Source organism: Streptomyces wuyuanensis (genome assembly GCF_900103455.1).
GTDB lineage: Bacteria > Actinomycetota > Actinomycetes > Streptomycetales > Streptomycetaceae > Streptomyces > Streptomyces wuyuanensis.
Window position 1 is genome coordinate 21,290 of sequence record NZ_FNHI01000033.1, and the last position, 13,450, is coordinate 34,739.

A 13,450-nucleotide genomic window follows, 5' to 3' on the forward strand; every position below is an offset into this window, starting at 1 on the left:
GATGAGTCTCAGCAAAGTTGATGATTTTCTCATTACGGCAATGTTGCTTGGAGGGCACCATGTTCGAAACCCCCGTTGACAGGGCCGATCCCCGGACGCCCCACCAAGATCTCCACAGCGAGCAGGGCGCCCTGCGCGGAGAGCACCCCGGACGAGCCCGCAATCCCGTGATCAAGGTGGCTGACCTGGCCTGGCTGGAGTTCGAGAAGCCGGATCTGGACCGGGCCGAGGTCTTCGCCCGTGACTTCGGGTTCGCGATCGCCGCCCGCACCGAGGGGGAGCTGTGGCTGCGGGGCACGTTCGCCGGCTCGCCGTGCATGGTGATCCGCAAGGGGATTGCGTCCCGCTTCATCGGGCCTGCGTTCCGTGCGGCCGAGCGTGTCGATCTGGACCGTCTGGCCCGTGACACCGGCGGGGACGTGCGGGACCTGGACGCACCCGGCGGCGGAAAGGCCGTCGGCCTGCTCGACCCCTCGGGCTTGCCGGTCCGGGTCGTGCACTGCGCCGAGCAGCTGCCCGCGCTGCCCCATCAGCAGCCGCTGATTCTCAACTTCGGTACTGATCACCGTCGGACGAACGCCACCCAGCGCCCGCCCCGTGAGCCGTCCCGCATCCAGCGGCTGGGCCATGTGGTGCTGGAGACACCGTTGTTCGCCCGCACCTTGGACTGGTACCTGGACACCCTCGGGATGATCGTGTCCGACTTCCTGTTCCTGGACGGTCAGCGCGGGCGCGGGCCGACGATGGCGTTCATCCGGTGCGACCAGGGCAGCCTGGCCGTGGATCACCACACGCTGGCCCTGCACCTGGGACCCGCAACCGGCTATGTCCATTCCGCCTACCAGGTCACCGACCTCGACGCGATCGCCGCCGGTGGGGAGTACCTGGCCGAACGCGGCTACCAGCGCAGCTGGGGCATCGGCCGGCACATCCAGGGCAGCCAGCTCTTCGACTACTGGCGCGACCCCGACCGCTTCATGCTGGAGCACTTCGCCGACGGCGACCTCTTCTCCTGTGACCTGGAGCCCGGCTGGGCGCCGATGTCGGCGAGCGGCCTCGCCCAGTGGGGCCCGCCGGTCACCCGTGACTTCCTGGGCACGAACCCGTCCCCCGCCAAGCTGCGCGAGGTCATGACGGCCCTGCGCGGCGACAACGAACTCGACCCCGCACGCCTGCTGGGCCTGATGAAAGCGATGAGCTCATGAGCACCAACGTTCTGCGCACCACCGACGGCTGGTGGGCTGTCCGGGGCGAGCGCGCCGTCCGCGTCGAGACCAAGGCGGTCACCACCGCCGAGCTGCTCGCCGACCGGGACGCGGTCCGCGAGGCCGCCGCCTCCGCCGGGAGCGGCACGCCCGTCGCCGACCTGGTGGCGCTGCCTCCGGTCACCACCCCGTGCCGGGTGGTCGCCCAGATGGTCAACTACCGCAGCCACGCCAAGGATTCGGGCTTCACCGGCGACATCCCGGCCACCTTCTTCCGCAAGGCGTCCGGCTCGGTCAGCGGCCCGCACGAGGAGATCGTCCGGCCCGCGCACGTGAAGTTCCTCGACTACGAGGTGGAACTCGGCCTCGTCATGGGCGCCCCCCTGCCCGTGGGCACCGTCGTCGAGGAGCGGGACCTGCCCCGTTACGTTGCCGGCCTTGTGCTGACCAACGACGTCAGTGCCCGCGACGTCCAGCTGACCAAGACCCAGTTCTACGAGAGCAAGTCCTATCCGACCTTCACGCCGACGGGGCCCTACCTCGCCCTGCTGGAGCCCGAGGACTTCGCCCACCTGCTCGACCTGCGGCTGCGGCTGTCGGTCAACGGCGTACCGCGTCAGGACCGCACGCTCGCCGACATGATCGTAAGGCCCGCCCAGGCGCTCACCCTGCTCGCCCGCTTTCAGACCCTCGACCCGGGCGACCTGCTGCTGACCGGCACTCCCGGCGGCACGGCCCTGAAAGCCCCGCTCAAGCCGATCGCCAAGATCAGTGCCTTGCTGCCCCCCTCGGTGAGGTGGAAGGCGTTCTTCAAGGGCCAGGCCAGGAACCCCCGTTACCTGCGCGACGGTGACCTCGTCACCGCCACGATCGCCACCGGGGACGGACGAATCGACCTCGGCGAGCAGCGGACCTCTGTGACGGGCGCCCCATGAGCGCCGCATCCCGGACACCGGTCGTGATCATTGGTGCGGGACCCGTGGGGGTCACGGCCGCTCTCCTGCTCGCCCGACGCGGAGTGCGCAGCGTCGTCATGGAACGACACCAGGACGTCTACCCCTTGCCGCGGGCCGTCGTCGTGGACGACGAGGTCCGCCGGATCCTGCAGAGTGTCGGCGTCCATGAGGAGTTCGCCGCCCTCGCCCGCCCGGCACGCGGGCTGCGGCTGCTGGACGCCCGGCACCGCGTGATCGCCGAGTTCGCGCGGTCCCCGCAAGGGCATCACGGCTTCCCGCAGACCAGCATGTTCGACCAGCCCGAGCTGGAACGCCTGCTGCGCGACGCCCTGGCGAACCGCCCCGAGTGCGAGCTGCGGGGCGGGGTGGAGGTCGTGTCCGTCACCCAGGACACCAATGGACCCAACGATGCGACCGGTCCGGTCCGGGTCACCTTCCGTCGCGACGGCAGCGATGAGGAGGAGCACCTGTGGACCGATGCCGTCCTCGGCTGCGACGGCGCGGGCAGCATCACCCGCGACGCCGTCGGCGCCGTATGGGAGGACCTGCACTTTCAGGAGAGCTGGCGGGTCATCGACGTGCGTACCAGCCGCCAGGTGCGCACCTGGGAAGGCGCCGAGCAGATCTGCTGCCCCACCCGGCCCGCCACGTTCATGCGCGTCGGCGAAGACCGCTACCGCTGGGAGTTCCGGCTGCCCGACGACCAGCCCCTGGACGGCCCGGACGGATGGGAGCGCCTGCGGAATCTGGTCGCCCCCTGGGCGGACCTGCCGTCCGACCCCTCCCTGGGCGACGACTTCGAGGTGATCCGGCAGGCGCAGTACACCTTCCGCGCCCGTCTCGCCGACCGGTGGCGCAGGGGGCGTGTCTTCCTGCTGGGCGACGCCGCCCACCTGACCCCGCCCTTCGTCGGGCAGGGTCTGTGCGCGGGCCTGCGCGACGCCCGCAATCTCACCTGGAAACTCGCTCGCGTCCTCCGTCAGGGCGCGGACGAGGGGCTGCTGGACACCTACGAACGTGAGCGCAAGCCACACGCTCGCCGCGTGATCCGCGTCGCGGTCGCCGTCGGCTGGGCCATGACAGGTGGGCAGGACCGCGGTGCTGCGGTTCGCCGGGCCGTCGTGGGCGCGGTCTGCCGTCTTCCCGGCGTGACCGCGGCGGTGAGCCGTGACCTCAGCCCCGCCCTGACCGCCGGCCCGCTGGTACGGCGCCGCCCCGGGCTCATCCGCCGCATGCCGGCAGGCACCTTCTGCCCACAGCCCTGGGTGCTGCACGACGGCAGGCGAGTGCGCCTCGACGACCTCCTGGGTGACTCCTTCGCCGTCCTGACCGCTGTGCCGCCCACTGCGCAGATGACGGCCGTGGCCACGGCGCTCGGCGCACGCACCATCCGCGTCGACGACCTGGGCGACGACGGCGCCCTGGCCGCCTGGCTGGCACGCGGCCGGGCCGACGCCGTCCTGCTGCGCCCCGACCGCGTCGTGATGGACACGGTCCCGGCCGGCACCGGCGACTTCACGGACACCGCCGCCTGGGCTCCCCTGCTGCACACGGCCCGCCGTCCCGCCGATGTCCGGCACGTCCCCTGACGAGGAGCACCACACCATGAGCACCCTGCACCCCACGCCGTATCCGGAACCCTTCTTCACTCCCGACCCGAAGACGGCCGCCCGCAGCCGCATCGCGGACTTCGCCCGATGGGCGGCCCGGCACCAGGGCGCCGAAGGAATCCAGGACCCCACCGACTACCAGGCCCTGTACCGCTGGTCCATCACCGACCTGGAAGGGTTCTGGGCCGCGGTGTGGGAGTACTTCGCCGTCGATGCGACGACTCCGTACGAGCGGGTACTGGCAGAGGAGACCATGCCCGGCGCCCGCTGGTTTCCCGGCGCCACCCTCAACTACGCCCACCACGCGCTGCGCAACCTGCAGCCGGACTCCCCCGCGATCACCGCGCTGAACGAGACCGGATCCGGCTACGAGATCACGGGTCAGCAGTTGCGCGCCCGGGTGGCTTCCGTCGCAGCCACCCTGCGCGACCTGGGCGTCGGACAGGGCGACCGGGTGGTGGGCTACCTCCCCCACACGCCCCACGCCGTCATCGCCTTCCTCGCCACCGCCAGCCTGGGCGCGGTGTGGTCGGTGTGCGGCCAGGACTACGCGCCCAAGGCCGCCGCCGACCGCTTCGCCCAGCTCGAACCCACGGTGCTGATCACCGCGGACGGCTACCTCTTCAACGGCACCACACACGACTGCCGGACCGCCTCACTCGAACTGGCCCGCGCCCTGCCCACGTTGAAGGCCACAGTGCGCGTGGACCACGTGGGGCTCGCCTGGCCCGAGGGCGGGCATCCGGGGCTGACGGTGCCCTGGGAAGACGCCGCCGCCCGCACCGAGCACCTCACTGTTGCCCCGGTGCCGTTCGACCACCCTCTGTGGGTCGTCTTCTCCTCTGGCACCACCGGCCTGCCCAAGGGCATCGTCCACGGGCACGGCGGCGTCCTGCTCGAACACCTCAAGATGCTCGGCCTGCACACCGACCTCGGCCCCGGGGACCGCCTGCTGTGGTACACCACCACCCACTGGATGATGTGGAACCTGGTCGTCTCCGCCCTGCTGACCGGTGCCGCCACCTGCACCTACGACGGCAGCCCGGCGCCGGTCGCGCGACCGGGCATCCTGTGGGAGCTGGCGGCCCGCCACAAGGTCACCGTCTTCGGCACCAGTCCGCAGTACCTGCTGGCCATGAGCAAGCTGGGCATCGAACCCGCCGTGCACGACCTGTCGGCGATCCGCGTCATCGGCTCCACCGGCTCCGCGCTGCCCGCCTCCGCCTATCCCTGGGTCCGCGACCACGTGGGCGCCGGCGTCCAGCTGGCCTCCACCAGCGGCGGCACGGACGTCGTCTCCGGCTTCGCCGGCAGCGCCCCGACGACCCCGGTCTGGGCGGGCGAGCTGTCCACTCCCGGCCTGGGCGTGGCGCTGGCCGCGTACGACGCGACGGGCACCCCGGTCCTCGACCGGCTCGGCGAGCTGGTCGTCACCCGGCCGATGCCGTCCATGCCGTTGCACTTCTGGAACGACCCCGACGGCAGCCGCTACCGTGCCGCCTACTTCGACGCCTACCCCGGTGTGTGGCGGCACGGCGACTGGATCACCCACACCTCCCACGGCTCGGTGATCGTCCACGGCCGATCCGACGCCACCCTGAACCGCAACGGCGTACGCCTGGGCAGTGCGGACATCCACGACATCGTCGAACGCCTCCCCGAGATCACCGAGGCCCTCGTCATCGGCGCGGAGGAACCCGACGGCGGCTACTGGATGCCGCTCTTCGTCGTCCTCGCCGACGGGGTCGGCCTGGACGACTCCCTGCGCGAGAAGATCCGCGACGCGATCCGCACCGGCGCCTCACCCCGCCACGTCCCCGACGAAATCCTGGGCGTACCGGCCCTCCCGCACACGAAGACCGGAAAGAAGCTCGAGGTTCCCGTCAAGCGCCTGCTCCAGGGCACCCCCGCCGAGCAGGTCCTGAACCCCTCGGCGGTCGACAACCCCGAACTGATCTCCTACTTCGCCCGCCTGGGCACCGAGCGGAGCAAGCGATCGACCCGGCCCACATGACGTCGACGGGCCGCAAGGCCACGTGACAGCCACCAGATCCCTGTGCCGCCCGGCTCCGCAGACCCCCGTCCCCACCGGGCGGTGCCGGGGCGGTCAACCCGCCCCGGCACCGCATCATCCACACAACGGAAGCAAGAGAGAAACCATGAGCACGACCGACCGCGAACCGCAGGCCCTCGACGCCCTCGACGACGCAGGGCGAAAGGTGCTGTTCACCGAGGCCCGCACCGCGAACACCTTTGCCGAGGTGGCCGTTGCCGACGACGAACTCGCCATGATCTGGGAACTCGCCCGCTGGTCACCGAGCGCCGCCAACGGCCAGCCTCTGCGCGTGCTCTTCGTGCGCACCCGCGAGGGCAAGGAGCGACTGGCCGAGCATCTCGACGAGGGCAACAGGGCCAAGACGCTTCAAGCGCCGGCCGTGGCGATCCTGGCGTACGACGTCGACTTCCACGAGCAGATGCCGACAGTCTTCCCGGCCCGCGGCGAGATGCTGCGAGCGGCGTTCGCCGACCAGATCCAGACGCGCGAGAGCCTTGCCGCCTACAACTCGGCACTGCAGACCGGGGTCTTCCTGCTTGCGGTGCGCGCAGCGGGGCTGGCGGCTGGTCCGATGGCGGGCTTCGACCGGGCCGGCGTGGACGAGGAGTTCTTCGCCGGTACCAGCTGGCGCTCGCATCTAGTGGTCAACATCGGTCACCCCGGTGCCGACCCGTGGTTCCCGCGGCTGCCCCGCGTGCCCGTCGAGGACGCCGTCGCCTGGGCCTGACGGCACTGTCGCCGCCTGGTTGCGCGGAATCGGGATCCGAAGTCCGAGCACCCGAGCGCGGTCGGCGTAGAGGTGAGAGGCGCCATGCCGTGGGCGCCGGTGCTCTCCTGAGCGTCGGCGCCCGGTTCGCCCCTGCCTGAGTGGCTGTGATGGACCGCCCCCGGCCGCGGACCACCGCGCGCGTGATCCGCTACGGGCGCAGAACAAGCGCCATCGTGTTCTGCAGCCTCTTCTCGACCGCGCCGGCGCGGATCCCGTCGCCCACTGGCCGGCACCGGCTCCGAGGCAGTCTTCGAGTTCTTCGTGGACGACGTCGCGCTCGCGTTCCCGTACCCCCTCGCTCGGCATGCCGGACCGTTCGAGGGCAAGGCCATCGCCGTTCCCTTATCTGCGGCAGATGCCCAGTTCACGGGGCCTGCACACAGCCCTCGCCGAAGCCGAGCGGGCCCTCACGGCATTCCCGCACCGGAAGCGGAACAATCGAAGCGCTCGGCACCGCCGGGCGGTGGAGTAGGTCGCCACCACGCTGCATCCCAAGGTGCGTCGGCAGCGCACCGATCACGCGCACAAACCGCTCTGGCAATGGTCCGACCCTACGACCAGATTGCGCACGAGCGGTTGAGCATCGCGAACATGGTCCGCGCCCCCTGGCCCAAGCCCGACCCCGAGACGCCCGGCGGCTTCATGCCGAACGGGCCGCAGCCAAAACCGGGTTGAACGAGAGTGTTCATGAGGCGGGTTGGGGGTTCTCCTGGGCATCCTCGCGCACAAGGCTGAAAGCGCCGGTCGCAAGCTGATCCCGATGGACCCCGCAGCACCTCCCGCACCTGCCCTGCCGGCGGGCCCGTGTCCGGCGAGAACCGCACCACTCAAGCAAAGTTCGAGTGCACCAGTTGCGGCCATACCGCCAACGCCGACCCGGTCGGCGCACTCAACGTCGCCAACAGGGCCGGGCTGGTCCTTCCCGACGTGGCCTCACCACCGACAGGACATGCCCCCGGATTCATCCGGGGGAGGAGTCACAGATGCCCCAACCGGTGGCTGCCGGCACCGGCGACGCCGTGCGGCCTCGGGGTCGCAGCCCGCCGCGGTGCTCCAGGGCTGGGGAACTCCCGGCCTCCTGCGTGCCTACGAGCGGGAGCGGCGGCCCATGCCCCTGTCAACCGTACGTCGCCCGACACAGCGTCGTGCGGGGAAAGCCGTCTACCGGGCCGCCGTGCACAGCGAATGGTGGCTCGGGCCGCGCCCGCCCAAGACTCGGCTCGGACATTGCCCGGGCGCGCGGCCACCGACGTGCTGCTGCGGGACGGCCGCGCCCTGTTCGACCTCTTGCACTACGGCTTCCCCTGCTGCGATTCGCCGACCCCGGCGTCGCACCCGCCTCCGAACGCTGCGTGCACCTGGCTAGCACGACGGAACTTCCCACTAGCATTTCCATACGTCGTATGGTTAACTCGGGGAGTGGTTCCGTACGGCGTACGGAACCTTGAGGCTTGCTGTAACAGCAAACTCTCGCGCTCGGTGACGCGAACGCAGGGCCAGCCGAAGCCGGCAAACGCTGTTGCATTCGCGCAGCGCCCCACGAAATGCACCAGTGACAGGAGCGCCGTCGCGTCGGCGGATCGCTCTCTAATTCGAAGGAGAAACCCGTGAGCAGCTTCAAGAAGCGCGTGTGTGTCGCCATCGCCTCCATTGCCGTGGCAGGCGGAGCCGTTGTCGGTGCCGGGGGTGCCGCGGCGGCCGCAACAGCGACGTCTGGGCATGCCCAGCGCCCGACCGTCAATGTCGAGGCCGACGACCGTTACTCGGGCTGCGACGGCGAGCACAGCCGGGATCGGAGCGACGACCGTTACGACGGCGAGAGCAGCTGGGATCGTAGTGACGGCCACCGCCGGGATCAGGGCACCAGGTCGTCGTGGGGCGGTCATGGTGGGGACCGCGACGGCGGGAGCCGCACCAACCACGACCGGCACGGCAGTGGCCGCTGACACGAACACGGCTCTCGTCTGGCAACCGAGGTTGCCTGCATCCCTGTGATGCCCCCGGCCGTGCGGTGGCTTCGTCAGCTCCTGCCGACCGGTCGGAAACCTGGCGACGGGCACGAGATGCAGCTCCTGTGAGCGTTCTCGTGCCGTCCGCCACCGGTCCCGCCGCAGCCGTCCTCGTGTGGTCAAGGCACCAGGAGCGAATCCATGAAGTCAATGAGAACCGTGATACAGGGTCTATCTGTCCGGCTTGTCGTCTCGCAGGAGATGTCCCTGTCCATGTGCATGAGGCTGCGGTACGAGCCCAGTGATCCTTATGCCGTTCGTGTCGCGTTCACCGCAGACGGAAGCGACGAGGCGGTGGAATGGATCATCGGACGCGATCTGCTGATCGATGGCCTGAAAGGCCCCGTCGGCGAGGGAGACGTCCAGATATGGCCAGCTGGCGAGCGCGACCGCGGTGCTGTGTACATCGTCCTCAAGCCGCCAGACGGTGTGGCGTTGCTCGAAGCTACGGCGCAGGACATCAAGAGGTTCTTGCACGAGACGGAGGCACTCGTGCCCAGAGGATCCGAGTCCGAGCGCATCGACTCGGACGCGATGCTGAGGCACCTCCTCGCCGAAGGCTGAGGTTCTCCTGCCCAGAACCAGGCTCTAGCTGCGATTGCAGCAAACGTGCCGTTGCAGGCCGAGACCGCCCTGACCAGCTGCCGTTTCCCCATGGGCGACGTTTAGCGTGTCCACCCTGAGGCTGGCACACTGAACTTGTGCTTCCGCTGATGGCCGCTGCTGATCAGAATGCGTCCTCATCGCTTTCTGCGGCCAGCGTTGTGTCGGTCAGTGCGTTGGTCTTCACCGTTGCCTCATTCTGGTGGATCAACGCCAGACAGGGGCGCCTGGAGACATGGGAGCCTCATTCCTTTGCAGCGATTTGCCACGGCTCCATGATTCGCCTGCGGCTTCCGCTCGTCTTTCACAACACCGGTGCCAAGCCGATAGTCGTGCACGACCTCATGCTGAGCTTCCCCGATGAGCCGGCCTCTCATCTTCCGCTCCTGTGGAAGTCTTCACCATCCCGTCTCCAACCCGGGCCAGACGAGGAACCGAAGTTGCCGGCCGGATTCGTTGTGGCCGGCAGAGAAGCGCAACAACTCTTCATCGAGTTCGAGGCACCGTTTTCCGGGTTGGTACCGGAGGCCCGTGACTACAAGGTCCGAATCCAAGTGAGGGTTGGCCACCGCAAGGGTTGGCGCTCGCTTCTGACGTTCACCTTGAGGACCACCAACATCATCTATCCCGACCGGTACACCGTCTACAACAACGTCCCTGTCGAACTGACGAAGGACGACCAGAGAAAGGCAGACGCTGCGCTCCTAGAGCTGCTGGAGGGGCATGAGAAGGGTTCTTCCGCCAAGGGCGAGACCAAACGGCGAGACTCTTCGAACGACGAGGGCAACGCCGGTACGGACCTGTAGATCGGGAAGATGGTCGTGAGCTCGCCAAGGGCGGACGCGTTGGTGCACTGCACGTACGGCACGTCGTGACGGCGTTGCGCCCGTCCGGTGCCCAGTCGCCGTTGCTCACTGCGCCCACGCCAGGCGCAGGTGATACATGGCGTTGGCGAAGGGCGCGCATCCCCTGCTTGTCTCCCAGCACACCCACCGGCCGCAGGCTCCCGGGTATGCAGCACTCTGCTGCCCGTCAAAGAGACCATCGGGCGTCGGAGAGGTCACTTGGACGGCGAGCGATCATGCCTTGAGGCCCGACTGCACACCCTCACCCGGCTCGCCGCCCACCGGGCTGCCGCCCGCGAGGCGCTCCAGGCCGCCGACGCCGCCTTCACTCACCTGCCCGCCCCCGTCACCACACCCGACGGCCACACCCCTCCCGCCTGGGACCATCGACCCAAGGGCGAGCTCACCCGCCGCGACCTCGCCGCCCGAATGGCTGCCGTACGAGCCCAGAATCGCCGCGCTCAGGCGAACAAGACCCCGCTGTCCGACACCGCCCGGCGTGTGATCGCCGCCCTCACCCGCGAGTCCCGGCTGCGCCGCGCCCTGCACTGGCGCGACGCCGCACGCGAGGACTTCCAGCGCGAGCGGGCCACCAACAGCGTCACCTCACTGGGCCAGGTCCGCAGCACCCTCTCGACGCGGCGTACCGCCGTGGCCGACCGCCGGCGTCGGCGCGCGCGGCGCTGGCCCGCGCCGACGCCGTCACCGACAAAATCAGTGCCGAGCTCCGCTTCCGTGAGCGCCTGCCCGACCACGCCCCGCACCGCCCCAACCACCGCGCACAGATTCCCGCCTGGGTCGCCGACTCCCCACGCCCTCACCCATCCCGACACCCCGGGCACTGGGCCGGCCACCTCGCCGAGCGCCACCGCATCCTGGCCAACTTCCCGCCCGCCTGGGCCCGCCCCCTCGGGGGGTCCGCCGCCCACCAGCGCTCCTCGGCGCCGTCACGCGTGGGCCACCACCGCCGCGCTGGTGGAACTGTGGCGCACCCGCCATGCCATCACCCATGTGCCCGGGCTGGGCCCGCGCCCCGCCGACCCCGCCACTGCGGCGGCCTGGGACGGCCTGGACGCCCGGATGCGGGCCTTGACCGGACGGCGCCGCCCGATGCCCCCGTCATGATCGGGGGCTCTCGGCCACCTCGATGCGCCACCGCCCGGCGGCCCCCTGCCCGACCATCCGGCCCTGCGCGACCCTTTCGGCATCGCACCTCTGTCCCACGGCGCCCTGGATGCACGCCTCGCGAGACGCGGCCTGGCCGCTGTGCTCGCCGGCGAACCCCTGCCGGATGCGTGGATGGAGTAGATCACCATCCCCGGCGACGACGAGGACGAGCAGCGCACCTGTGTATCCTCGCAGGTCAACGGCACCTTTCTGCTATCGAGGCGTCAGATCCCTTAATTTCGCCGAATACTCGGGGTTAGGCCTCGCGGGCGCCCTCATACATTTCGTCGATGACCCGGGCGTACTCGCGCTCCACGACGGGCCGTTTGACCTTGAGGCTCGGGGTGAGTTCGCCGTGCTCGATATCGAGATCGCGCGGGAGCACAGCGAACTTCTTGATCGTCTGCCACCGCTGCAGGTCGCCGTTGACCCGCTGGACGAAGCCATCGATCAGCTCGCGGATCTGCGGCGAGGAGACGGTCTCGGCATACGAGCGGTCGCCGTGGCCCTGGGACGCTGCCCACGACATGATCGCGGACTCGTCCAGGGCGATCAGGGCGGAGCAGAAGTTGCGGCCGTCGCCGATGACCAGGATGTTGCTGACGAACGGGCAGATGGCCTTGAAGCGGCCCTCGATCTCGGTGGGCGCCACGTACTTGCCGCCCGAGGTCTTGAACACGTCCTTCTTGCGGTCGGTGATCCGGACGTAACCGTCCTTGTCCACCTCCCCGATGTCGCCGGTGCGGAACCATCCGTCGCTCTCCAACACCTCCGCGGTCTTCTCCGGAAGGTTGTGGTAACCGCGCATGACACCGGGGCCTCGCAACAGGACCTCGCCGTCCTCGGCAATGCGCACCTCGGTACCGGGCAGCGGTCTGCCGACCGTGCCGACCCGGTAGTCGTCTACGGGGTTGACGGTGCAGGCCGCACTGGTCTCGGTCAGTCCATAGCCCTCAAGGATGTGCACACCGGCACCGGCGAAGAAGTAGCCGATGTCCGGGGCGAGGGCGGCACTGCCCGAGACGCTGCCGCGCAGGTTGCCCCCGAAGGCCGCGCGGATCTTGCCGTACACCAGCCGGTCGGCGACGGCGTGCTGCACGGCGAGCGACAGGGGCACCCTGCGCCGTCCGGTCGCCGCCCTGCTCTCCTGTTCCGTCCGGGCATAGGCGCGGGCGACCTTCGCCGCCCAGAGGAAGATCTTGTACTTGGCACCCCCCTCGGCTCTCGCCTTTCCCGCGATGCCGTTGTAGACCTTCTCGAAGATCCGCGGCGCCGACGCCATCAGAGTGGGCCGGACGGCGGGCAGGTTGGTGATGATCCGGTCGATCCTCCCGTCCACCGCCATCACGTGGCCGGTCCTGACCTGACCGGAGATCAGGGCCTTGCCGAAGACATGGGACAGTGGCAGCCACAGGAACTGCACGTCGTCGGAGCGCAGCAGCCCGCTCGCCTCCTGAGCGACCCCCTGGTATGACCAGCAGTCGTGCACCAGGCGTACGCCCTTGGGGCGGCCCGTCGTGCCCGAGGTGTAGATCAGGGTGGCGAGCTGTTCCCGCTCGATGGCCCGGACCGTCTCCTCGACCGCATCCGGATGCTGATCCAGGTACGCCGTACCCCGCTTCTCCAACTCGGCGAGGGAGAGCACCTCCAGCCCCTCCACCCGGGGGAGGTCCGCCCCGGGGTCGAAGAGGATCGCGTGGCCGAGCCCGGGCAGGCGTTCGATGTCGGAGGCGAACTTGTCCAGCTGGACCGCGTTCTCGACGAAAATCGCCCGACTGCCGGAGTCGGCGAGGATGTACACCGTCTCGTCGGCATGGGTACTGGGGTAGACGGCGGTGGTGGCGGCGCCCGCGCACATCGCCCCCAGGTCGGCCAGGATCCACTCGACCCGGGTGGAGGAGGAGATCGCCACCCGCTCCTCGGGCCGCACCCCCAGGGCCAGCAGGCCGGCTGCGATCGCCCTCACGCGTTCGGCGGTCTGCGCCCAGGTCAGCGAGTGCCACTGCTCGGCGTCGGCAGCGCCGTCGCCGGCCGGCACGGGATAGCGGTATGCCTCCCGGTCGGGTGTGGCTTCGACTCGTGAGAGGAAGAGATGCGCCACGGAAACCGGGCGGTTGTCGACAAGGGACTGCGCGGAACTCACATTGACCTCCGGGCCCGGGGGCGCCGTTTTCGAGCGGTTTACTGACAGGTAACTCGCAAGCGATGGTCACACTAGGGGGAAGTCTGC

Annotated in this window: 10 protein-coding genes and 1 pseudogene; 10 read left to right on the forward strand and 1 reads right to left on the reverse strand. The window is 69.6% G+C overall.

The window, feature by feature from the left end; translation table 11 throughout:
• Positions 1-59 precede the first annotated feature (59 nt).
• From BLT82_RS34170 to BLT82_RS34215, 10 genes and pseudogenes are all read left to right on the forward strand, one after another.
• Positions 60-1,205: a VOC family protein gene (locus tag BLT82_RS34170; protein WP_093662037.1), complete on the forward strand. Its 1,146-nt coding sequence runs from the start codon at positions 60-62 to the stop codon at positions 1,203-1,205.
• Positions 1,202-2,140, forward strand: a complete 939-nt coding sequence (locus tag BLT82_RS34175) for a fumarylacetoacetate hydrolase family protein (protein WP_093662039.1) — start codon at positions 1,202-1,204, stop codon at positions 2,138-2,140. The genes BLT82_RS34170 and BLT82_RS34175 overlap by 4 nt, the downstream gene beginning before the upstream one ends.
• A complete protein-coding gene (gene mhpA, locus BLT82_RS34180) occupies positions 2,137-3,750 on the forward strand; it encodes a bifunctional 3-(3-hydroxy-phenyl)propionate/3-hydroxycinnamic acid hydroxylase MhpA (RefSeq protein WP_093662041.1) in 1,614 nt (537 codons plus the stop codon). Before BLT82_RS34175 ends, mhpA begins: the two co-directional genes overlap by 4 nt.
• A 16-nt stretch (positions 3,751-3,766) precedes the next feature.
• On the forward strand, positions 3,767-5,785 hold the full coding sequence (locus BLT82_RS34185; RefSeq protein WP_093662043.1) for an acetoacetate--CoA ligase: 2,019 nt from the start codon (positions 3,767-3,769) through the stop codon (positions 5,783-5,785).
• 145 nt (positions 5,786-5,930) lie between these two features.
• Positions 5,931-6,554, forward strand: a complete 624-nt coding sequence (locus BLT82_RS34190) for a malonic semialdehyde reductase (RefSeq protein WP_093662045.1) — start codon at positions 5,931-5,933, stop codon at positions 6,552-6,554.
• Between the two features lie 427 nt (positions 6,555-6,981).
• Positions 6,982-7,517: pseudogene (locus BLT82_RS34195) on the forward strand (RNA-guided endonuclease InsQ/TnpB family protein); the annotation flags it as partial.
• A 686-nt stretch (positions 7,518-8,203) separates the two neighbouring features.
• The gene (locus tag BLT82_RS34200) at positions 8,204-8,542 is read left to right on the forward strand and encodes a hypothetical protein (protein WP_093662047.1); all 339 of its coding nucleotides are present in this window, start codon (positions 8,204-8,206) and stop codon (positions 8,540-8,542) included.
• A gap of 204 nt (positions 8,543-8,746) precedes the next feature.
• The gene (locus tag BLT82_RS34205; RefSeq protein WP_093662049.1) at positions 8,747-9,169 is read left to right on the forward strand and encodes an SsgA family sporulation/cell division regulator; all 423 of its coding nucleotides are present in this window, start codon (positions 8,747-8,749) and stop codon (positions 9,167-9,169) included.
• 137 nt (positions 9,170-9,306) lie between these two features.
• On the forward strand, positions 9,307-10,014 hold the full coding sequence (locus BLT82_RS36955) for a hypothetical protein (RefSeq protein ID WP_143041577.1): 708 nt from the start codon (positions 9,307-9,309) through the stop codon (positions 10,012-10,014).
• A gap of 258 nt (positions 10,015-10,272) precedes the next feature.
• Positions 10,273-11,178 (forward strand): hypothetical protein, encoded by a 906-nt coding sequence (locus tag BLT82_RS34215; protein WP_244529874.1) that lies wholly within the window; start codon positions 10,273-10,275, stop codon positions 11,176-11,178.
• Positions 11,179-11,476: 298 nt separating this feature from the next.
• Here BLT82_RS34215 and BLT82_RS34220 read toward each other — a convergent pair whose 3' ends face one another.
• Positions 11,477-13,363 (reverse strand): AMP-dependent synthetase/ligase, encoded by a 1,887-nt coding sequence (locus tag BLT82_RS34220; protein ID WP_093662053.1) that lies wholly within the window; start codon positions 13,361-13,363, stop codon positions 11,477-11,479.
• Positions 13,364-13,450: the final 87 nt, after the last annotated feature.

What these genes read in the sequence shown, in the direction of transcription:
- BLT82_RS34170 (WP_093662037.1), top strand. Translation starts at nt 60, where the DNA reads ATGTTCGAAACCCCCGTTGACAGGGCCGATCCCCGGACGCCCCACCAA.
- BLT82_RS34175 (WP_093662039.1), top strand. Translation starts at nt 1,202, where the DNA reads ATGAGCACCAACGTTCTGCGCACCACCGACGGCTGGTGGGCTGTCCGG.
- BLT82_RS34205 (WP_093662049.1), top strand. Translation starts at nt 8,747, where the DNA reads ATGAAGTCAATGAGAACCGTGATACAGGGTCTATCTGTCCGGCTTGTC.
- mhpA (WP_093662041.1), top strand. Translation starts at nt 2,137, where the DNA reads ATGAGCGCCGCATCCCGGACACCGGTCGTGATCATTGGTGCGGGACCC.
- BLT82_RS34185 (WP_093662043.1), top strand. Translation starts at nt 3,767, where the DNA reads ATGAGCACCCTGCACCCCACGCCGTATCCGGAACCCTTCTTCACTCCC.
- BLT82_RS34190 (WP_093662045.1), top strand. Translation starts at nt 5,931, where the DNA reads ATGAGCACGACCGACCGCGAACCGCAGGCCCTCGACGCCCTCGACGAC.